This window comes from Rhodococcus sp. A14 (assembly GCF_011603105.1).
GTDB lineage: Bacteria > Actinomycetota > Actinomycetes > Mycobacteriales > Mycobacteriaceae > Rhodococcus_F > Rhodococcus_F opacus.
The window spans coordinates 1-20,630 of the sequence record NZ_JAAOQS010000075.1; the positions used below are offsets into that span (position 1 = coordinate 1).

At 65.1% G+C, this 20,630-nt stretch carries 18 protein-coding genes, 1 tRNA gene and 3 pseudogenes; 5 read left to right on the top strand and 17 right to left on the bottom strand.

Annotated elements, in window-relative coordinates; genetic code table 11:
- Positions 1-110: 110 nt before the first annotated feature.
- Positions 111-203: pseudogene (locus G9373_RS30645) on the top strand (DUF4193 family protein); the annotation flags it as partial.
- A 143-nt stretch (positions 204-346) separates the two neighbouring features.
- Here the strand turns inward: G9373_RS30645 and G9373_RS30650 are convergent.
- Both G9373_RS30650 and G9373_RS30655 read right to left on the bottom strand, forming a co-directional pair.
- A tRNA-Ile gene (locus tag G9373_RS30650) sits at positions 347-420 on the bottom strand.
- An 87-nt stretch (positions 421-507) separates the two neighbouring features.
- Positions 508-747 (bottom strand): annotated as a pseudogene (locus tag G9373_RS30655) (hypothetical protein); the annotation flags it as partial.
- 652 nt (positions 748-1,399) lie between these two features.
- Between G9373_RS30655 and G9373_RS30660 the strand changes: the two are divergent.
- Together G9373_RS30660 and G9373_RS30665 are read left to right on the top strand one after the other, a co-directional pair.
- Entirely contained in the window at positions 1,400-1,906 is a 507-nt protein-coding gene (locus G9373_RS30660) for a hypothetical protein (protein ID WP_167118428.1), read from the top strand.
- A gap of 220 nt (positions 1,907-2,126) precedes the next feature.
- Positions 2,127-2,291: a hypothetical protein gene (locus tag G9373_RS30665; RefSeq protein WP_167118432.1), complete on the top strand. Its 165-nt coding sequence runs from the start codon at positions 2,127-2,129 to the stop codon at positions 2,289-2,291.
- 111 nt (positions 2,292-2,402) lie between these two features.
- On the opposite strand, the gene G9373_RS30670 is transcribed toward G9373_RS30665, so the two are convergent.
- From G9373_RS30670 to G9373_RS48315, 15 genes and pseudogenes are all read right to left on the bottom strand, one after another.
- The gene (locus G9373_RS30670; RefSeq protein ID WP_167118420.1) at positions 2,403-2,600 is read right to left on the bottom strand and encodes a hypothetical protein; all 198 of its coding nucleotides are present in this window, start codon (positions 2,598-2,600) and stop codon (positions 2,403-2,405) included.
- 499 nt (positions 2,601-3,099) lie between these two features.
- The gene (locus tag G9373_RS30675; protein WP_167118437.1) at positions 3,100-4,491 is read right to left on the bottom strand and encodes an NAD(P)/FAD-dependent oxidoreductase; all 1,392 of its coding nucleotides are present in this window, start codon (positions 4,489-4,491) and stop codon (positions 3,100-3,102) included.
- A 1,520-nt stretch (positions 4,492-6,011) separates the two neighbouring features.
- Positions 6,012-6,518: an SRPBCC family protein gene (locus G9373_RS30685; RefSeq protein WP_167118446.1), complete on the bottom strand. Its 507-nt coding sequence runs from the start codon at positions 6,516-6,518 to the stop codon at positions 6,012-6,014.
- Positions 6,519-6,535: 17 nt separating this feature from the next.
- Positions 6,536-6,862 (bottom strand): annotated as a pseudogene (locus tag G9373_RS30690) (biotin transporter BioY); the annotation flags it as partial.
- A 122-nt stretch (positions 6,863-6,984) separates the two neighbouring features.
- Positions 6,985-8,202 carry an acetyl-CoA C-acetyltransferase gene (locus G9373_RS30695; protein ID WP_167118450.1) on the bottom strand — a complete coding sequence of 406 codons (1,218 nt, stop codon included), beginning with the start codon at positions 8,200-8,202 and terminating at the stop codon, positions 6,985-6,987.
- Positions 8,202-9,050, bottom strand: coding sequence for an enoyl-CoA hydratase-related protein (locus G9373_RS30700; protein WP_167118454.1), 849 nt, complete (start codon positions 9,048-9,050; stop codon positions 8,202-8,204). Before G9373_RS30700 ends, G9373_RS30695 begins: the two co-directional genes overlap by 1 nt.
- Positions 9,051-9,070: 20 nt before the next feature.
- The gene (locus G9373_RS30705) at positions 9,071-9,934 is read right to left on the bottom strand and encodes a cyclase family protein (RefSeq protein WP_167118458.1); all 864 of its coding nucleotides are present in this window, start codon (positions 9,932-9,934) and stop codon (positions 9,071-9,073) included.
- A complete protein-coding gene (locus G9373_RS30710) occupies positions 9,931-11,931 on the bottom strand; it encodes a 3-hydroxyacyl-CoA dehydrogenase NAD-binding domain-containing protein (RefSeq protein WP_167118461.1) in 2,001 nt (666 codons plus the stop codon). The genes G9373_RS30705 and G9373_RS30710 overlap by 4 nt, the downstream gene beginning before the upstream one ends.
- Positions 11,928-12,572: a 3-oxoacid CoA-transferase subunit B gene (locus G9373_RS30715; protein ID WP_167118464.1), complete on the bottom strand. Its 645-nt coding sequence runs from the start codon at positions 12,570-12,572 to the stop codon at positions 11,928-11,930. The genes G9373_RS30710 and G9373_RS30715 overlap by 4 nt, the downstream gene beginning before the upstream one ends.
- Before the next feature lies 1 nt (position 12,573).
- Positions 12,574-13,248 carry a 3-oxoacid CoA-transferase subunit A gene (locus G9373_RS30720; RefSeq protein ID WP_167118467.1) on the bottom strand — a complete coding sequence of 225 codons (675 nt, stop codon included), beginning with the start codon at positions 13,246-13,248 and terminating at the stop codon, positions 12,574-12,576.
- Positions 13,249-13,291: 43 nt separating this feature from the next.
- Positions 13,292-13,474, bottom strand: a complete 183-nt coding sequence (locus tag G9373_RS30725; protein ID WP_167118470.1) for a hypothetical protein — start codon at positions 13,472-13,474, stop codon at positions 13,292-13,294.
- A gap of 43 nt (positions 13,475-13,517) precedes the next feature.
- Positions 13,518-14,783, bottom strand: a complete 1,266-nt coding sequence (gene ribA, locus G9373_RS30730; protein WP_167118474.1) for a GTP cyclohydrolase II — start codon at positions 14,781-14,783, stop codon at positions 13,518-13,520.
- Positions 14,784-14,884: 101 nt separating this feature from the next.
- Positions 14,885-16,174 (bottom strand): MFS transporter, encoded by a 1,290-nt coding sequence (locus G9373_RS30735; protein ID WP_167118478.1) that lies wholly within the window; start codon positions 16,172-16,174, stop codon positions 14,885-14,887.
- Between the two features lie 44 nt (positions 16,175-16,218).
- The gene (locus G9373_RS30740) at positions 16,219-17,115 is read right to left on the bottom strand and encodes an acyl-CoA dehydrogenase family protein (RefSeq protein WP_206032797.1); all 897 of its coding nucleotides are present in this window, start codon (positions 17,113-17,115) and stop codon (positions 16,219-16,221) included.
- Positions 17,112-18,239 carry an acyl-CoA dehydrogenase family protein gene (locus G9373_RS48315; protein WP_167118481.1) on the bottom strand — a complete coding sequence of 376 codons (1,128 nt, stop codon included), beginning with the start codon at positions 18,237-18,239 and terminating at the stop codon, positions 17,112-17,114. The genes G9373_RS30740 and G9373_RS48315 overlap by 4 nt, the downstream gene beginning before the upstream one ends.
- A gap of 146 nt (positions 18,240-18,385) precedes the next feature.
- Between G9373_RS48315 and G9373_RS30750 the strand changes: the two genes are divergently transcribed.
- Complete coding sequence (locus G9373_RS30750) at positions 18,386-19,006, top strand: TetR/AcrR family transcriptional regulator (RefSeq protein ID WP_167118484.1); 621 nt, start codon at positions 18,386-18,388, stop codon at positions 19,004-19,006.
- A 23-nt stretch (positions 19,007-19,029) separates the two neighbouring features.
- On the top strand, positions 19,030-20,592 hold the full coding sequence (locus tag G9373_RS30755) for an AMP-binding protein (RefSeq protein ID WP_167118488.1): 1,563 nt from the start codon (positions 19,030-19,032) through the stop codon (positions 20,590-20,592).
- Positions 20,593-20,630: the final 38 nt, after the last annotated feature.

Genomic DNA, 20,630 nt, shown 5'->3' on the forward strand with positions numbered 1-20,630 from the left:
GCGGCCACCGCCCTCACCCGGCGGAAATTTGACCCTCGTCGAACTGCTGATCGCTTACAGACGCGACTGCAAGCGGTCTATCAGCGCAGACAACACGATTGGCGACGCCAACTACAGATACCACCTGCACCAGTTGCTTCCTCGTCCACCACCGCAGCCGCCTCGCCGACCCTGCGCAACAACTCTGCCGCGACTGCGCCTGAGAACGTCGGAGCATCCGAGAAGCTCGGCGTCGTCAGATTGAGCGGAGTCCGCCACAGTCACTGCATCGCCACACCCTCGAGCCGACACCACGGTCTAATTCGCCCCTCTACGGACCTCCCTGCGGACCCGAGGCGACACGCGGTGGGGCGGGCGGGGCTCGAACCCGCGACCAATGGATTATGAGTCCACGGCTCTAACCGACTGAGCTACCGCCCCATCACCGCACTACCCCGCTCTCGCGGGACCTGGCGATGGTATCTCCACACCGCCGACCGTCCCCGCTCACGCTCCGGGGGAAGGTCTTCACACGCGGCCGAAGAGCTGCCGCACCCCACCGTTGCCATCGACGGCATACAGCGCCATCCCCAACAGATCCAGAATCCGTTGCGGTGCCCGCCCCGCAGCTTCCACCGATCCAGGCTCGTCACGCACGACCAACACAAACGACACCGACTGATCCGCCTCGCTCGGCATCCGCCGCACGAGCTGCCCGATGGCGGTATCGACATCCAAACCCGGCGCGGAGCTCGCAGCCTTGACCTCCCCTCCATTTCCGAGTCCGCCCTCGGGATTGGCCGGTCTCGGTAAGAGTCCCTTCCACATCATCGACAGGAGCCAGTCCGCATGACCTCTGCGACAGAACAGCCCGGGCACGGCAGCAACTCGAACCCCCAGTAAGCGCCCTCTACCACCCCACTCTCGGAGTTCATGATCTCGAGGCCGCCCGCACGTGGTTCAGGCGGGTGTTCGAACTTCCCGATCTGCGGTGGGAGGACACCCTCGATGTCTCCCTCCTCGAACCCGACTATCCGATCAACTACTCATTCTTCATGTTCATCAAGGACTTTGACTTCGTAGTCTTGTGCCCAGAGCTCCACGCGCGAGGGTCACTCGCGGGACAATCGCGGGGCGGGCGTACCGGACGGAATGATCGGCATCGGCTGGTACACAAACGATGCCACGGCGTTGTTCGGGCGCCTCGCGCAGTTCGGCTTCCCCGCACACGATAAAAAGGTCGAGAGATCACCTCGTCGAATCCCCGGTGTCGTCGATCGCGCCCGACATCCTGGTTGGATTCACCTTTCCCGAACAGGCGGGGATGCGCCACGAGTTCGAAGAACTCGGGAAACGCCATCGGGACTTCCACGCACAGAAGGCCGATCCCCGACTTCGGCCCGGATGGACCACACCCGGGGTGGACCCAGCCGACCCCCTCGGAATCGTCCGCAGCAGCCACCATACGATCCTCACCCCCGACCTTGCGCGTGCATCGCGTCTGTCTGTCGACGCAGCGGGTGGACGCATCATCGGCAAGCAGCGGAACCATGAACCGGACGCCAGTACGACGTTCATGCAATTGGGCGATGCTGTGGTGGAGTTCGCCGTGCCCGACGCAGACACGATGCACGAAAAGCGGGTATCCGAGGGAAACGATCACTACCTCGGGATCAGTCTGGAGGTCGCGAACCTGGACAACGTGAGCGCCCACCTGTCTTCGGTGGGCCTGACACCGCGTCGCCCAGACCGCGACGTGGTCACCATTGATCCGGACGACGCCTTCGGAATGCAGTGGCGGTTCATCCGCACGCTTCCCTACAAGCAATCAGGGCGCACTCGTGCCGGTCAACTTTTACCGGTTGCGCGCCGAATTTGGTGCTTGAGCAGGTTCAATCGCGGTCCATCTCCTCGTTTCCCGCACTGAGAGGGCGAGCCTATCGGTGGGGTGGTGACGTAGACGACCGGGATGCGATCGCCGGAGCGCACCGCACCCAATGGATCCGCGACGACACCCCAAGCAGTGACCGCCGCACCCGCCTCCAACCCGGCGACGTCATCATCCGGATCAGCGAGACGACACCTGGCTGCACCTGCCGGCCGTCGTCGACGCCGGCCCGGTCCGCATCCCAGACACCCGCCACGCCGTGGTCTACCGAATACGCGCCCGCAGCGATCTCGAGCCCCTGCCCGTAGCCGATGCCGCGCACGCCCTCGCCGACCGCGGTCATCCCAATCCGCGCCCGCACCTCGACCACCGCGTCGTCTCCCCCGGCCTGCGCGCCGCGCTGCTGCGCCTGTGGAAGCTGTGACCAGCCCCTGGAACCGCTGATCGGACGGCCGCGCCCCCGGGGATGGTTGATCGCGCTCTCTGTCTCGGGGCCGGCGACGGCCCGGACCGCGGTGGTCGATCGGCACGGTAGTCAGGCGTTGTCTATGTCATAGCCTTCCTCACGCGCGATGATGACCGTGACCTCCGCGAAGGTGATCACGCCTCGGATCAGGTCGACGAGCAGATCCTTGTCCCGATCGCTCATTTGCCGGCCCTCGATGGCCATGATCGGTTCCATCGCGGCCACAGCCGCGCGGGCCTCGTCCTCGGTCTTACGCGGGGATGTCACAACCACCAGCACATCACATCTCACCGACCGGCAGGCGAGGCGACGGTGCGCTCCCCTGGGTGCGTCGGTGGCCGGTGGATAGCGTGTGAGCGTGGACGAGGCGAGACTGGCGATCGAGGATGCGGCCCGTACGGCGAACTTCGGCGAGGTGACTATTGACGACGGTCAGGGCGATCACCTCCGAATTGAGCGTGCTCAACGCACCGGCCAGCGTCCTCCGGTTGTCCCGGCTGCACTCCCCGGCAACGATCAGGTCCTCCGAGCGGTCCGTCCGGAACGGCCAGTACCTCGTTGAGGTCGAACCGCACCGCCTCGACCTCGGTCTCCAGGTTCTTCATGGCCTACTCGACCCGATCGAGCTGTTGGCGGTATATCCCGACCAGGATCGGTTAACACATCACATCTACACGCAGGCTGACCTCACCGCAGTTGATCCCGTGAGCCTGTCCTGGACAGCAGTTCACCGGATCAACTGGGTTCATCCCAGGCCGCGAGACTCCTATACCGTAGTGGCGTGGAGTTTTTCCGCCGGAGAGCGGCTGTAGAAGTCATCTGCAGCAGATGCCGGCATCTCGATGCCATATCGGTTCTGCAGTTCATCGGTCATGGCCATGAGCTTGGCCATGTCGTATTGATTGATGTTGCGGTGCGTCTTGATCAGGTTGTCGTTCTTCAGTACTGGGTTGTAGTTCATAATTTCGTCCCGGAACTCCTGCCCTTCGCCTGTCATCAGCCGCTTGGCGTCCCATACTGCAAGCTGAATCAGGCGGTCCCAAGTCATGTATGTGAGGCCGGGGAAGTGCACGGCTCCGGCCGCGTACAGCCCCTCGACCTTACTTGCGATAGTGCCAAGGTGGAATTTGGGTGATCCCTCGTCCCGGTCGAGGAGCTTGGGGTCGAGCCACGGAATGTCGAAGACGTACCCCGTTGCGCAGATGATGAGGTCGACCTCGGCAGAGGTGCCGTCGACGAACTGAACGGTCTTCCCGCTGATCGACTCGATGTCCTGATGCGCCTGGAGGTGTCCATGTGCAATCTGGTACGGCACTTGGTCATTCATGATGTAGTGCGTGGCGCCAACTTCGTGATCCGGCTTCTGCAGACCGAACGACGTAAGGTCTCCAACACTCTCAAGGGCCAACTGCATGGCTTCGGCCTCAGTCAACTCGCTGAGTGGAGTGACTGCTTGGGGAACCTTGCCGGTACGGCTCAGTAGCTGCATGATCGGCTGGCCGAAAAGGAGTTTCGGGAAGAAGTGGTATCCGCGGCGCACAGAGAGATGAGCAATCTTGCCCGCTATTGCGGCGTCGCATGCGATATCGACGCCACTATTGCCCGCGCCGATGACCAGGACCCGCTTACCGACAACCTGCTCGATTCGCTTGTACTTGTTGCTGTGAAAGACCTCACCCTCGAAATTCTGGAGACCGTTGATCGCGGGCAGGTAGGGGGTGCGCTGGAGGCCGCAGGCCCACACGACACCGCGGTACAAAACTTCGGCTCCGTCCGAAGTCTTGACGACCCAACGTTGCCCTTCGTCAGTCTCGACCGGATAGGCCTCCGTTACGTCTTTTCCGGTGATTACGTACTGGTCGAGATCGTGGTCGCGCGCGAATGCGCGTATGAAGTCGCAGACTTCGTGCCATGCGGGGAAGACCGCGAGGCCTTCCGGCATGGGATAACCGACCATGGCGCTGCTGGCGCGGTCCGAGATGAAGTTGCATGACTCGTAAACCGGGCTGGTTGGGTTGTCGATGTTCCAGATTCCACCGACGGCGTCGTGTCGCTCGAGGATGTCGATGTCTAGCCCGCCCCGCTTGAAAGCACGGGCGGCGATCAGACCATTTGGTCCGGCGCCAACGATTGCGAAGCGATTCTCTCGATTCTCCACTGGTGTTCCTCTGCTGCTCTCGCGTTTGATGCCATTGTTCGGGTCGTGGTCGGCGTGTGGTTCAGCCGAAGTCGTAGTAGTCGGTCAGGCGACTGCTTTTGAACGTCATGAAGGTGACCAATTCGAGGGTATGAGCTCGCCCTTCATTCCGAATCCGGGAATGTTAGCCAAGAGGGGTACCGCTCCGCACGTGACGCAATACGATAGTGGGCTTACCTACCTGCCTGATGAGCGAGCGTTCGCTGATTCCCCTGCCTGGCAGGCAGGATCGCAGGGAAATCCTTCATCATTTGGGTGGCTGAGGCGGCGCCGGTGTGGTCGACGTCGCCTGACGTGTGTCGCATGCGGATCTTCTCGTCGAGTAGCTCAGTGAGGCACTCGTAATCACTGGCGCTACACGCAGTGGCACAAGTATCTGCGAGCTTCTGCGGCCTAGTTGCGGGATGGGTGTTCATCGGCCTCCTTGTTGCTTGCCGGCGCCCTCGTATCAACCGACCGACTGTTTGAATAACTTTAGCGTCGATCACAGAGAATGGAAAGGCACTTGATGAGGTTCGGCGGAGAAACGGATGAGGCTGCTCCCACTGTGCGGACGTGCGCGGGTCCTAGGTGCTACAAGCGTATGCCCGGATTCCTGACCGGGATGAAGCATGTAGACCGGCCAGTATGGGTTGCGGCTGCGGCGTCAGAGCCCGGTAGCGATCCTGATATGGGACAGCCAGATGCGAGGCATGCCCTACACCTAATGTCCTGACTGGAGGTACCGGCGCAGGACAACCTGCACCTCGTCAGTCCAGTAACTCCACAACACGGCCACCCCCTGGCCGCCCGCCACGCACATCGCCTGGAATCTCTACCCTCCTCCCTGGACATACAATCCACGAATCAGCATTCCGACGATGCGTGCGCCGGACCTTCCGAAGAGGTTCCCGAGTGCGAGGGCGCCGCCGTGCGGGTTGACCTTCTCGATGGGACGCCGAGTGCGCGATAGGTAGGTATGACGCTCGCGGCGAATGCCTCGTGGATCTCGACACTGCCGAGGTCCACGACTCCGAGGCCGGCTCGTGCAGAGCACGACGTGCTGCGCCGATGGTAGCGATCCCCATGATCTCGGGCGAGATCGCGTGCAGCGCAATACCGACCATTCGTGGTTTAAACGATGAGCGACGCACTCTGCAGTCCCGTCGTCGACGAGCGTCAGGCCGGCTGCCTCGTCGCTGGACGGACACGAGTTGACGGCGGTGGCCCGACCACCCTCACGAAACACCGGCGAGAGGCCCGCCATCTTCGACAGGGTGGATCCGGCACGAGAGCTTTCATCGGGGTCGAATACCGTCCCGTTCTTGCTCGCTGGGAAAGATCCCATCATCCCAAACCATTGAATCGCGTGCTATCAATGCGAGTTCGTGACTCCGTTGATACCACGGTGCCACATGGGGATGGTTGCGCGCCGCCGCCGGCAGTATTGGACCTGATATGCGCGGATGCAGCACCTACCGTTATCCGAATAACATCGCAAGTCAGACCTCTTCAAGAGATCGAGCCTGTTCAACGATCCGCTTGATCGCTTTCAGAGTTGCGGGAATCCCGGACAGTGCCGCGTCACGCCGCACGCCGAGTTGAGCTTCGGCGTCGTCCCCGAACATCTCCTCGAATACCTGGAAACCCGCCGGCTGGACGGCCCACGATTCGGTAAGCGACGTACCGTCCCCCTCGGGCATAAGGCGATAACTCCAGCGGACTACGTTGCCCATCACCAGCCAGGCGAACTCAACCGGTTCCTCGGCGCTGACCACCAAGGACTCCGTCTCCCAGATCTTGCCGTCTGCCTCGTTCCGACCATGGAACCAGGCACCGACCTCGAGACCGGTCGCGGGTGCCTTCCACCACGCAGCGCGACAGACCGGACTCCATTCACCTGTTCGTTCGATCTGGGCCACGACATCCCAAACCTGCTGCGGGGTGGCGTCGATGTGGATCGACTCGGAATGGGAGTAGTAGCAGCGATCACGAGTAATCCGTGACATCAACCAGAACCTTTCTTTCACGTCCCTAAGCCCCGCTGTTCCGGAGCCAACGAAGCCGCGGCCTGCGTCGTCGACGACGGCCCGATTTCGGCGAGCAGTGCCGGATACGCCCGATGTACTTGGGTTGCGACTGCAGATGCCACAACTGCCTTGAGGAGGTCGCCGGGAAGGAAGGTCCCGTTCGCGACGACCGCTGCCCACACCGTCAGATCGGTGCGTAGCACCATGCCGGCGATACCGAACACGTACAACACCACGATGCCGCCCAGAACATTGATCGCCACGCCCGGAATCAACCGGTAGCGGGGCAGCATCCGCACCGACAACCAGCCGATCACGGCAACGACGACGGTTCGAGGACACGCTTCAGGCTTACTGACAAAAGGACACCGAAACTCGTGGCGACCGCCCATGGAGGATCAGGTCCCCGAGGACACCTACCTCACATCGACGACGCGATGGTCGTTTACGACAGTCGCTCGATAACCATCGCCATCCCCTGCCCACCACCGACGCACATCGTCTCGAGTCCCAAGGTTCCGTCACGCGCGCTCAGGTTGTTCAGCAGTGTCGCGGTGATCCGCACGCCGGTCATCCCGAACGGATGACCCAGCGCGATGGCACCGCCTGCCACGTTGAGTTTGTCTTCGTCGATCTTCAGGTCGCGTGCCGACGCAATCACCTGGACGGCGAAAGCCTCGTTGATCTCGACGAGGTCGATGTCATCGATGGTCAGGCCCGCTGTTGCCAAGGCACGCCGCGATGCTTCAACCGGTCCGAGTCCCATGATCTCGGGGGACAACCCGGATACACCGGTTGAGACGATCCGCGCGAGCGGCGTCAGTCCGAGTTCCTTGGCCTTCGTATCGGACATGATTACCGCTGCGGCAGCGCCGTCGTTCAGGGGGCAGGCGTTGCCGGCGGTGACGGTTCCGTCTGGTCGGAAGACGGGCTTCAGCCCACTAATCTTATCGTAGGTGGTCCCAGGCCGAGGGCTGTCGTCGGTGTCGACAATCGTGCCGTCGGGCAACGTCACCGGGGTGATCTCCCGCGCGAAATGACCTGTGGCGATGTGCTGCTCGGCGAGGTTCTGGCTCCGCACCGCCCAGCGGTCCTGTTCTTCACGCTTGATGCCGGCGAGCTGGGCGACGTTCTCCGCCGTCTGACCCATCGACATGTAGACGTCGGGCTGCAGACCTTGGGCTCGCGGATCGCTCCATGTCCGTCCACCGGCCGCGAAATCGTTGGTGCGGCGCTCGGCGTCGGCGAAGAACGGATTGTGCGTGTCCGGGAACGAATCCGGGCTTCCCTGCGCTGCGCGGGTGACCTGCTCAACACCTGCGGAGATGAACACGTCCCCCTCGCCCGCCCTGATGGCGTGCAGCGCCATCCGTGTGGTCTGCACCGAGGAGGCGCAGTACCGGTTGACCGTCGTTCCCGGTATCGCGTCATGCCCCAACCGGACAGCGACGCTGCGAGCAATGTTGAAACCCTGCTCACCCCCGGGCCATCCGCATCCCAGCATGAGATCGTCGACGGCGCGGGGGTCGAGTTCGGGGATCTGCGCCAGCGCCGCGCCCACCATCTGAGCGGCAAGGTCGTCGCCGCGGATGTCGACGAGCGACCCCTTTCCGGCGCGACCGATCGGCGAGCGGGCGATGGCGACGATGACTGCCTCAGGCACTATTTGTTCACCATTTCCGTTGAGTTGAAGGCGGCGTTGAAGTCGGCGTTGAACCGCTGGATAGCCCCCTTGAGGCCGTGCTCCTTGATCCAGGACTGGAACTCGTGCACCTCGGGGGTCACGTGCAGCAGAGCATCGGTCTCGGCACCCATCCGCATGTAGCTGAGCAGACCGGAGGTCTCGGCCGCGCGGTTCACCGCTTCCTTCTTGAGCTTGAGGAGCTCGAGCGGGGTGCGGGCAATGGAATGCGCGGTGCGACGTACGTGCTCGTCGAACTCGTCCGCCGGAACGGACTCCGCGGCCCAACCCCATTCGGCCGCTGTCTTGCCGCTGATCGTGCGTCCGGCGTCGAAGCTCATCAGTTTGGCGCGCTTGGGTCCAACGAGGTGCTCCCACAGCGGCGAGATGTAGCCGCCTCCGAGCGGCAACGCGGGCGACGCCATGATCTTCGTGTCGTCGGCGACGATTGTGATGTCGCAGAGGGATGCGAGCTGGGTTCCGCCCGCGGCGCAGACGCCGTGGACGGCCGCGATGACGGGCTGGGGCTGGCGCCAGATCTGGGTGAACCGTTCGACGTTCGACAGCAGGCGGTCACGGTCCTGAATGGCGGTGCGCTCGGCGGCATAGCCGACCTCGGAGGAGTCCGGTGCGATGTCGTAGCCCGAACAGAAGGCGCGTCCGGCGCCGCGGAGCACGATGACCCGTGCATCGCTCCGCGCGAGCTCCTTCAACGTGGATTCGAGCATTTCCAGTAGCAGGTCGTCCATGGCGTTGAGGCGTTTCGGACGGTTGAGCGTCAGCCAGACGACATGGCCGTCGTGCTCGACGAGAAGAGGGGCGTCGTTCATGGGACAGATCCTTCGGAAGACTAGGCGACGAATGCGAGTGGGCGAATGGGGGAACCTGTGCCGCCCTTGATGCGGAGTGCCGAGGCGACGAAGAAGAACTCGTCGATGCGGTCGGCGGCCAGCCCCTCGAGCGACAGGGACTCCATGATCGGAATGCCGCAATCGACGAGCATGTGCACGTGGACGTCGAGTGCGGGTGTCGTGAAGCTGGGCTTGTGCTCGAAGTTGACGGTGTCGCTGCCAACGGCGCGCACACCGCGTTCGGACAACCAGCGGGCGCCCGAGAGGGAGACGCCCGGCAGGCCGGTGCCGATTCCCAGGTACTTGTCGCTGTCGGACCAGTACTTCATCCACCCGGTGCGGAAGATGACGATCGAGCCGGGTTCCGGAGCTTGGCGGTCCGCGAACCAGGCGTCGAGTTCCGTGGCACCGAATCCGTCCGCCGGTGTCAGCTCCCGGCCGAACAGCCGCTCGCCGTCCACCAGATGTCCGGGGCCGATCAGCGGCGGCAGTTCCTCCACCGATCCGACGGAGACCCCGTCGTAGGATCGCTGCTTGTCGTCGACTTCCCGGCCGCCGAAGATGCATCCGTCCAACGAGATATGTCCTGGCGCGTCCACGTGGGTGCCGACGTGCGCGCCCATCGTGAGCATCTCCATTGCCGACGAGATGCCGCCCGGGTAAGGATGCTCGCCGTGCTTCTTGACCAACGCATACGAGAACGGCGGATGCGCGGCGTGATGAGTCATGCCCGTCTCGAGCAGAACTGCGAGGTCGTATGCGCGGGTGCTGCCCTGGGGCCAGTCGACCGTGCCGTCCCAGGTGCTGCCGCCCCAGTTCTGTTCGTGTCGTGTCGCCACTGCGACCTCTTCCTTCTGCGTCATCGGACGGCCTCCAGGATCTTCTCGATTGTGTCGGGTATCTCGCCGGCCACTGCCGGCTCGGCTATGGCGAACGACACCGGGCACGAGCGGTACGCCGCTTCCAATGCGGATACCACCTCGGCCCGATCTCGTTGCGCGAGAGCACGCACCGGTCCACCGAGCCTGGCGGGGAACGCAAAGCCCTCGGTGAGTGCGACATCGATGTCGGAGGCGCGCTCGGCGACGCCGGCTTCGACCAGTCCGGCGGCCGCGCACACCATCGACGCCAACACTCGGTCGCGGATCTCGTCGCCGGACACGGGCCGGGCGGTGACACCTGCATCGGCGCGCGCCTTCTCGATGATCGCGTCCACCCGGGGATCGACGACACCGCGTTTGGCGCCGTCGGGATAGTCGTACCACCCGGCACCGGTCTTCTTGCCCAATCTGCCAGCTTCGCAGAGTCGGTCCGCGATGTCGACGTACCGCTGCCGCGGGTCGCGGGTGTCAGCAAGGCGTTTGCGCCGCGCCCACGCGATATCGAGACCGGACATGTCGGCTACCGCGAAAGGCCCGATCGCGAAACCCAATTCGATCAGCGCCGCGTCGACCTCGGCCGGCGACGCACCGTCCTCGACAAGGAACTCTGCCTGCATGCGGTAGTCCGCATACACGCGATTGGCCACGAAGCCGTCGCCCATGCCAGCCGGTATCGGGGTCTTACCCAATCGCGTCGCGAGCGCCGACAGCACCGCGAGCGTGCGCTCGTCGGTCGTCGCCGTCCGGATGATCTCGACGAGGGGGTTGCGGTCGGGTGGATTGAAGAAGTGCAAACCGGCAAACCGCCCGGGCACGGTGAGAACCGATGCCATCTCGTTCAGGTCGAGATAAGACGTGTTACTGACAATCACAGCAGTCTCGCGCAGGTGCGGTTCGACCTCACGCAGCAGCGACTTCTTGACGTCCATGTCCTCGAAGACCGCGTCGATGATTACGTCGGCGCGGCCGAGATCCGCGGTCGAATCGGTGGCCGTGATTCCGTTGCGATCCGCCACACGGTCGAGTGCGGCACGATTGCTGTCGAACACGATCACCTCGTACCCGCGGGCGCTGAAGGCGCCGGCGAGCGCGGCGCCCATGGTGCCGGCACCGGCAATGCCGATGGTCGTGATCTGCGGCGCCGGAGTCCGGGACCGTACCGCTTTGGCGGCGCGACGTTTCGCGAAGAACAGGTACCGCAGGTTCGCTGCCTCATCCGTGACTCGCAGTGCGTCGAAGAGGGCGCGCTCGCGTCGCAGGGCTTCCCTTCCGTCGAGGGACGCTCCGGCGCAGACCATGTCGACGGCCGCGAGCACGTTCGGTCGCGCCCGCTTGCTTACTGCCGCTCTGGCGGCATCGACTACGGTCTCGTCGGATTCGGGTGCCGGTTTGTCGACGAGGCGGTTCTTGGTTCCGAGGGTGGCCGCGCGTTCCACGGCCCTCGCGAGCAGTATGTCGGCCGGGACGACCTCGTCGAGCAGCCCCAGGGAGAGCGCCTCGTCTGCCTTGACCCGGCGCGCCGACGCCACCAGGTCGACGGCAGAGGGTACGCCCACCAGCCGTGCGGTGCGCACGGTGCCGCCCGCACCGGGCAGGATGCCGAGGGTGACCTCCGGGAAGCCGACGACCGTCGTTGGATCGCCGATCCGAAGGTCACAGCCCAGCGCGAGTTCCAGGCCGCCGCCGAGCGCGAGGCCGGTGAGCGCGGCGACGACGGGGACGTCGAGGTTCTCGATCCGGGCGATCACGTCGGGGAGTTGCGGGGCCTGCATCGGCCGGTCGAACTCGGAGATGTCGGAGCCCGCGTAGAAATGTGTGCCCGCCGACGCGAGGACGACACCCGTCAGTCCGCGCCGGGCGGCCACGCGGTCGAGCGCATCGGCGAGGGCGCTGCGCATCGCGGTGTTGCCCATGTTGACGGGCGGGTTGTCGATGGTGAGCACGGCGACGCCGTTGGTTTCTTCGATCTCGACGATCACGGTGCGCGCCCGTCGATCAGTTCGAGACCGGTGCGTTCGCGCAGCGACTGGAGATCGCTGCCATCGAATATTTCCAGCACGCGTGCCCCGTCCGGGCCCGTCTCGAACAACGCGATGTCGGTGTAGACGCGCTCGACGCAGCCCGGTCCGGTGAGCGGATACGTGCAGTTCCGCACGAGCTTGCACTCCCCTGCTCGGGAGAACAGATCCATGATGACGAACACGCGTCGCGCGCCGGCGGCGAGGTCCATCGCACCGCCGACACCGGGGATGACGGAGGGATTGTCGGTGCGCCAATTCGCGAGGTCGCCGCGGGTCGAGACCTGGTAGGCACCCATCACGCACACGTCGAGGTGTCCGCCGCGCATCATCCCGAAGGAGTCGGCATGGTGGAAGTACGAGGCGCCGACGGTCTCGGTGACGTAGATCTTGCCGGCGTTGATGAGATCCGGGTCCTCACTGCCCTGCTCGGCCGCGGGGCCCATGCCCAACATCCCGTTCTCGGTGTGGAGGATGACCTCACGGTCTTCGGGGATGAAGTCTGCTACGAGAGTGGGGATTCCGATGCCCAGGTTAACGTATGACCCGTCGGGGATGTCCTGCGCGACGCGGCACGCGATGTCTTTGCGAGACAGAACCATGTCAGTGTTCCTTCGGGGAGGAGTCGCAGATGATGCGATCGACGAAGATGCCGGGGGTCACGATCGCTTCCGGATCGAGGTCACCCACCGGTAGCATCTCGTCGACCTCGGCGACGGTCAGTGTCGCGGCGGTGGCCATGACCGGGCCGAAGTTGCGGCCCGTCTTGCGGTACACGAGGTTGCCGAACCGGTCGGCGGCTCGCGCCTTCACGAGGGCGACGTCGGCGAACAGTGGCTTTTCGAAGACGTAGCCCTTGCCGTCGATCTCCCGAACCTCTTTGCCCTCGGCCAGCTCGGTGCCGTACCCGGTGCGGGTGAAGAACCCGCCGATGCCAGCGCCCGCTGCCCGGATACGTTCGGCGAGCGTGCCCTGGGGTACCAGTTCGAGTTCGATCTCACCGGCGTTGTACAGCTCGTCGAAGATGGTCGACCCGATCGCCTTGGGGAACGAGCACACCACCTTGCGTACCCGCTTCGCGGCGAAGAGCTGGCCGATGGCCTCACCTCCCGCGCCGGCGTTGTTGTTGATCACCGTCAGGTCCGTGACGCCGGCGTCGAGGAGCGCCTCGATCAACGCCACCGGTTGTCCGGGCGGCCCGAAGCCGCTGATCATGACCGTGGATCCGTCCTCGATGCCGGCTATCGCCGCTTCGGGACTTCCGACCTGCTTGTTCATCTCACAACTTTCACTCGGGGCGGGCGACGGTGCGCCGGCGTCATCATTGCTCTGGTAGTCGTTCCGTCCACGTCAGGTCGCGTTGACGCCGCCGTCGACGAAGATCGCGGAGCCGACCGGCCGCCAGCAACGCGGCCTGGCGGCCCATCCCGCTCTCGGCACCCGTGACGAGCAGGCTCCTGCCCGATGGGTCGATGCGGGCGTACGCAGGTGGGACGGCGCTCATGGCGATGCCTTTCCTTCGTCGGAGGGCGGTAGGGGTGGATCGATCAGACCGAGCTGTAATGCAAGAACTGGTGCGGTGTCTCCGGGAGGATGTGCCCCATGCGCTCACGCTTGGTCTGCAGATAGTGGACGTTGTGGGCCCCCCAGTGGACCGGCGCACCGACCCGGCGTCGGACCTCGATCCCGAATCGTTCGAGGGCCTCCACCTTCTCCGGGTTGTTGGTGATCAGATCCACCGACTCGATACCGAAGTAGCGCAGGATCTCCGCGGCGAAGTCGTATTCACGCGCATCGACGGGAAGCCCGAGGCCAATGTTCGCGTCGACGGTGTCGGCTCCCTGCTCTTGCAGCGCGTAGGCAGCGAGCTTGTTGGCGATACCGATCCCACGCCCTTCGTGACCACGCAGGTACACGAGCACACCCGCGCCGGCCGCGGCGACCGCCCGGAGACCGTCCTGGAGCTGCGGGCCACAATCGCATCGGCGCGAGCCGAATGCATCGCCCGTGAGGCACTCACTGTGCACGCGAACCGTCACGGCGGTGGCGAGCGGGGTCTCGAGTCCGAGGGCGAGCGCGACGTGCTCGACGCCCGAGGCCCGGTCACGGAACACGTGTGCGGTGAAGGTGCCGAAGTCGGTGTCGATGTGCGCACTGGACACGGGCGCGACGGTCACATCGGGCACCGACGCGACCGGCGCGCCGTGCCGGCGCCGGTAGGCGGCGAGATCGGCCACCGTGACATACGGCAGGTCCCAGGCGGCGGCGAACTCGGTGAGCGTCGGCCCGGACATCGGGACGCCGTCGTCGCCGACGAGCTCGGTGATCACTGCTGTCGGCTCGGCCTCGCCGGCCAGCGACACCAGGTCGACACTCGCTTCGGTGTGGCCACGGCGCACGAGAACGCCGCCGTCCTGCGCGATGAGCGGAAACATGTGGCCCGGACGGGTGAGACCGGACGGCGCGGTGCCGGGATGTGCGAGCGCCCGGGCCGTGGTGGCCCGGTCGGCCGCGGAGATACCCGTCCCCGCGTCGACAGCGTCGACGGTGACCGTGAACGCGGTCCCCATCCGGTCCTTGTTCGCCGCGACCATCAGCGGGAGATCGAGTTCGCGGGCGCGCCGCGCGGTCATCGGGGTGCAGACGATTCCGCTGCCGTGCCGAAGGAAGAACGCCATGGCGCGGTCGGTCATCGCGGCGGCGCTCATCACCAGATCGCCTTCGTTCTCGCGGTCGTGGTCGTCCGCGACCACGACCATCCCGCCCCGCGCGAGTGCCGCAACAGCCGTTTCGACCGATCGTTCCGAATCCATGTCCTCCGCCTTCCTAAGGGAGTCGGCGGTGACGCCGAAACCACCAACCGGTCGTTTGAACTGTAGCTTGCGTCACTCGGTGTGACAACAGGTCGGCCGGGTCACGCATTCACACGCTGCGATCGACGCGCTGAGAGCACCGCCAGCGCACCGACGACACACACGCCCATCACGAAGAGGGCAGGCGAGAGGGCATTTCCAGTCCGCTCGACCAGCCACACGCACACCACGGGCGCGGTGCCACCGGCGATCACCACGCCGATGTTCCAGCCCAGCGCGGTACCGGTGTACCGGACCTCCCGGTCGAACAACTCCGGGATCGTCGAATAGCCGGCCACCTGCAGGAACGACGAGTTCACCATGATCACCAGGAACGCGATGCCGGCGACGAGCAGACTGCCCACACCCATCAGCGCCATGGCACCTGCGGTGACCACGAAGAATCCGGCGAGACCGATACCCGCGAGCGCGAACAGTCCTATGCGGTCGCCGAGCCGACCGGTCAGCAGCATGAGGAACGCCGCGATCGCCACCACCACGGTGGTGGTCCAATAGACGGCGGTCTTGGGGTAACCGAGTTCGGTGATCAGGTGGATGCTCAGGTACGTCAGACCGAAGTATGCGGAGCCGTTGACCGCGAGGCTGATCCCGGCGGACTGTGCCAGGGGCCGCCGCCAGTTCTTCAGCACCTCGGCCACCGGCGAGGAGGTGGGGCGGACCGTGTCGCCCGCAGGCTGATGGACGAGCGATCGGCGCAGCGCGAGGCAGATACCGGCGAGCGGCAGGGCCAGCAGGAACGGGATCCTCCAGCCCCAGGTCGCCATCTGTTCGTCGGTCGTCAGGAACGACACCAGACCGGCCACCGCGGACGCCAGCGCGAATCCGAGTGTGGCACCGAACGGATTCATGGCGCCGTAGCGGCCGCGTCGACCTTCGGGCGCGGCTTCGGACACCAGCGTTGCGGCACCGGCGACCTCGCCGCCCACGGAGAAGCCCTGCAGTAGACGCAGACACACGAGAGCCACCGACGCGGCGGGGCCGATCGCGAGTGCCGTCGGCAGCATTCCGATCGCCGCACTCGACAGGCCCATGCAGAGCAGCGTCGTCATCAGCGCGGCACGTCTGCTGACGCGGTCCCCCACGTATCCGAACACGATTCCGCCCAGCGGGCGGGCGGCGTACGCGGCCGCGAATACCGACAGGGTCAGCAAAAGCGAGCTGACGTCGTTGTCGGACGGGAAGAACAATGGGGCGACGATGACGGCCATGTAGCCGTACATGCTGAAGTCGTATCCCTCGATCATCGTGCCGACGCCGCCCGCGAAGGCGGCGCGCCGGCCGCTCATGGCGCCTGTCGGTACGGACGCTGCCGGAATTGTTGTCTGATCCATGTCGATGTCCTCGTGGCGAAGGGAACTGGGTGCAGTGTCGGACGTCAGGACCGGTCGGATTCGGCGAGTCCGGAGACGAGATCGCGCAGTGTCAACAGATGGCGCAGGTAGAAGTGCAGCCCCATCTCCCAGGTGAACCCCATGCCGCCGTGTACCTGGATGGCGCGCTCGGCCACGTCGACGGCCTGTTCGATCGCGTGCACCGAGACTTCGAACGCCCGGGCCTGGTCGGCGGCCGCCCAGAGTGCGGCGGTGTCGGACTGTTCGGCGGCGATGTGGGCGTCGGCGAGGATGTGTTTGACCGCCTGGAACGATCCGATGGGCTTGCCGAACTGCTGGCGCTCGCGGGTGTATTCAACGCTGACGGTGACGAGGGTGCGCGCGATGCCGGCGGCTTCTGCCGCCCAGAGCACCGCCAACTCCCGTGCGGCGGTGTCGGTCGATGCGGTGATCCCCGGGATCTCGGCGGCCTCGAGCGTCGGCGCGAAGTGCACCGCGGAAGACTCCGGGACCGGTCTTACGGCGCCACCGTCGAACGAGTCGAGGACGCTGATGTCGGCACGCTGACCGAACGGCACCATGCCCCACCCGGCAGTCGTCTGCGGCGTCGGCACCGACAGCGTGACGGGGCCGTCGTACTCGCGGGCCGCCGCGCTGTGCCTGCGCGCGACGAGCGTGACCACCAACGGTAACGGCACACAGTAGGCTCCCCAGACCCGCACGACCTCGACGAGGTCGCGGAGCGAGAGTCCGTCCGGGCCCGAGTCATCGGCGATCTCCACCCAACCGGCTCGGACCAGCGCGTCCCACGGGACAGGTGACCCCGATTCGGCGAACGTGGCGATGTTGCGGCGACCGACGCTCTTCTCCAGGATCTCGCGGAGCCCCTCGGCCGCAGCGGTTCCCATGTCGGTCGCTTCGGTGATGGATACGGTGGTCATCGCGGCAGCCCCAGAACTCGTTCACTGATGATGTTTCGTTGGATCTCGGACGTGCCCGAGAAGATCGATGCCGATCGACTCTCGAGGTACTGGTATCGCCAGTGCTCTCGGTGGGCAGCGGTCGAGAACCGGAGACCGACCTCGGTGATCTCCTGCCACAGCTCACTCCACAGCACCTTCAGAATCGATGTGGCCCGGACGAACTCGGTCTCGTCATCCTCGAGGTGCACGGCCTTGGAGATCTGCCAGCGCACCAGTTCGGTGCGGCGATCGAGGTCGGCGAGAACATCGGCACGACGCGGATCGGCGCCGCACATCGTGAGGAGCAGGTCCATGTCGGCCCGCATCTCCACGTAGCGACTGGCCGCCTCGACACCGCCGCGCTCGTTCATGAGGGTCGTCATCGCGACCCGCCATCCGGAGCCTTCCTCGGCGATCAACTCGTCGTCGGAGACGAAGACGTGGTCGAAGTGCACCTCGGCGAAGTGGGTGCCGCCGGAGATCTGCTTGATGGTGCCGATGTCGACACCGGGCTGATTCATGTCGAGCAGGAACATCGACAGGTTCTTGTGCCGGGGGGCGTCCTGGCTGGTCCGGGCGAGCATCAGGCACCGATCCGAGTACGCCGCGAAACTGGTCCAGATCTTGCGGCCGGTGATCTCGTAGCCACCGGCGACCTTGTCCGCGCGGCAGCTGACGCCGGCGAGATCGGATCCGGCGCCGGGTTCGGAGAACCCCTGGCACCATGTCTCGAGTCCCTGCAGGATCGGCGGCAGGAATCGTTCCCGCTGCTGCTCCGTTCCGTGGGCAATCAGTGTGGGTGCGGTGAGGATCCGGCCGATACGAGCAAGTCCGTCGGGAGCCTGGGCCTGCGCGGCCAGCTCGCTGAATGCGACCTCCTCGGCGAGACCGAGGCCCTGACCGCCGAATTCCGTGGGCAACGACAGGCCCGAGTACCCCGCCTCGTACAACTGGCGATCCCATTGGCGTCGGATGTCGATCGCCTCGTGCTCGTCCAGCGTCCCGCGATGTTCGCGCCACCTGCGTGGAACATTCTCCTGCAACCAGCTCCCTGCCGCCTGCGCGAATTCGGAGCCGGAGGCTGCTGAAACCTTGTGCGTCACGTGCTGACACTCCGTTCATAGGCCGGGGACACATAATCTCCCAAACGATTGGTTGATAAACTAGGTGAGGGTTCGATAGTGTGTCAAGGGCCACGTAAAATGCCCACCAAACGTATGGTTGCATCACCACAGTTGAGGGGATCCCAGTGCCAAATAGCTCGAACTCGACCACCACGCCTCGTACGAAGGGCGAGCGCCGAAATCGCGACGCCGAGGTGATGGATGCCGCGGTCCGGATCTTCTACGAGAAGGGCTACTCCGGCGCGTCCCTGCAAGATGTGGCAAACGAGGTGGGTGTCCTCAAGGGCAGCCTCTACTACTATTTCGATTCCAAGGAAGATCTACTGCTCCGCATCATGAAGGAGTCGCACGTCCAGTCCGAGACGATCTTCGAGAAGGTGTCGGCCAAGGGCCTCGACCCGCTCGACGAATTGGACGAGATCCTGCAAGAACTCATGCAGTGGTATCTCGACAACGTCGAACGCGTCGCGATCTACTTCAACGAGGGACGACGCCTCACCGGTGAGCGCCTCGAAGAGGTCGAGGCTGCCGGACGCCGCTTCGAACAGCACTTGTATACGTTGCTCGCCCGGGCCAAGAAGGACGGTGCGATCGGTGATATCGACCTTCGCCTCTGCATCCGATTCATCCTGGGCGCACTGAACAGCGTGCCGACGTGGCACAAGCCCAGCAAGCAACGCCGCCCCTCCGACAAGGCCATCACCCGGCAGTTCGCCGAGATGACCATCAAATCCATGAGCCCCTGAGCATTCCCTCCCGAAAGACGGCCATGCCCCACGTCACCATTGCCGAGTGCGTCGACGAGCACGCCTCCCGCCAGCCGGATCACCTCGCCCTCGTGTCACCAGATGGGTGCACGCGGACCTATGCCGAACTGTCGCACACCGCGCGCGCCCTCGCTCGGTCACTGACACGTCTCGGTGCCGCGCCCGGGGACCGCATCGCGGCCCTCGTCGACGACGGCATCGAGTACGTCGAGTTGTACATTGCGGCCGCTCGCCTCGGCGCCGTCGTGGTACCGATCAACACCCGGCTCACCCCGGCCGAGGCCTCCGTCCTCGTCGCGGACTGCACACCGCGCATCCTCGTGTGGAGCGCGAACCACTCGAACATCACGAGCGGACTGCCCGTAACCGACGCGGTGTCGGTGGTGATCGGCGCGATTCCCGACGACGCCCCGATCGGCACCGTCCGGTTCGACACCCTCGTTCGGGAGGGCGGCACGCTACCCCAGGTCACGGTCGCGGTCGACGCCGATGACGCGTTCATCATCGGATACACCAGCGGAACCACCGGCAGACCGAAAGGCGCTGTCATGACGCACCGCAGCGTCGCCGCGATCGCCGAATCGAACAATCGGGCGTACCGACTGCCCGAACGGAGCGTCTGCGCGCTCACCGGTTCGATGTCCTTCGTCGCGACGGTCCCGGCCCACGTCCTCACGCACCTCCGCTTCGGTGGGATGGTCGTGATTCTCGGAAAGTGGTCCGTCCCGCAACTCATCGACATCATCGAACGCTATCGGGTCACGTTCACCTACATACCGTCCCCGCTCATCGACCAGTTCGCCGGCGAGGCAGCGTCGTCACCCACCCGTATCGCGAGCCTCCGATCCGTTCTGCACTCCGCGTCGAAGGCGGGGCCCGACAAGTTGCGCACGCTCTACGGTGTTCTGGGAGACACCCTCATCGAGGGCCTCGGCATGACCGAGAACTCCGGTGGCCTTGTTACCGCCACCCGTCCCGGAGACTTCGAGCCCACCGGCCCCGCCGCAGATCCGTTCGCCTCGGTCGGGCGGAGTGTGGAGGGAACCGAGCTCAAGGTCGTGGACGAGAACGGGGCCGAGCTGCCACGGGACGGCTCCGCGATCGGCGAAATCATCGTCCGCTCCTCGTCCCTCATGCGCGGATACTGGAACATGCCCGAGGCGACGGCTGCCGCTCTCGTCGACGGCTGGTATCACACAGGCGATCTCGGCAGCATCGACGCTGCGGGATTTGTGTACGTGAGCGACCGGCGGACCGATCTGATCGTCAGCGGCGGTATGAACGTCTACCCGTCGGAGGTGGAGTCCACCGTCGCGGGTCACCCCGCTGTGGCCGAGTGCGCCGTCGTCGGTGCACCGCACCCGAGGTGGGGGCAGTCGGTGGTGGCCGTGGTCGCCCTGCACGACGGCGCTGCTCTGACCCTCGCGGAACTGCAGGATCACTGTCGGCGCACCCTGGCGTCCTACAAGAAACCGACGCGACTCGAGATCGTCGAATCCCTGCCGCGGACGACGAGCCTGAAGGTCCGGCGGAACGTGGTACGCGATCTGGTGCTCTCGGGGTAGCCGACCGCGCAGCACCTCTCGCACCGGCAACACCGCGG

Excerpts from the sequence above, each read along its gene's own strand:
- G9373_RS30715 (WP_167118464.1), bottom strand. The coding sequence starts at position 12,572 with ATGGTTCTGTCTCGCAAAGACATCGCGTGCCGCGTCGCGCAGGACATC.
- G9373_RS30735 (WP_167118478.1), bottom strand. The coding sequence starts at position 16,174 with ATGGATCAGACAACAATTCCGGCAGCGTCCGTACCGACAGGCGCCATG.
- G9373_RS30755 (WP_167118488.1), top strand. The coding sequence starts at position 19,030 with ATGCCCCACGTCACCATTGCCGAGTGCGTCGACGAGCACGCCTCCCGC.
- G9373_RS30700 (WP_167118454.1), bottom strand. The coding sequence starts at position 9,050 with ATGAACGACGCCCCTCTTCTCGTCGAGCACGACGGCCATGTCGTCTGG.
- ribA (WP_167118474.1), bottom strand. The coding sequence starts at position 14,783 with ATGGATTCGGAACGATCGGTCGAAACGGCTGTTGCGGCACTCGCGCGG.
- G9373_RS30685 (WP_167118446.1), bottom strand. The coding sequence starts at position 6,518 with ATGTCACGGATTACTCGTGATCGCTGCTACTACTCCCATTCCGAGTCG.
- G9373_RS30720 (WP_167118467.1), bottom strand. The coding sequence starts at position 13,248 with ATGAACAAGCAGGTCGGAAGTCCCGAAGCGGCGATAGCCGGCATCGAG.
- G9373_RS30740 (WP_206032797.1), bottom strand. The coding sequence starts at position 17,115 with ATGACCACCGTATCCATCACCGAAGCGACCGACATGGGAACCGCTGCG.
- G9373_RS30725 (WP_167118470.1), bottom strand. The coding sequence starts at position 13,474 with ATGAGCGCCGTCCCACCTGCGTACGCCCGCATCGACCCATCGGGCAGG.
- G9373_RS30705 (WP_167118458.1), bottom strand. The coding sequence starts at position 9,934 with ATGACGCAGAAGGAAGAGGTCGCAGTGGCGACACGACACGAACAGAAC.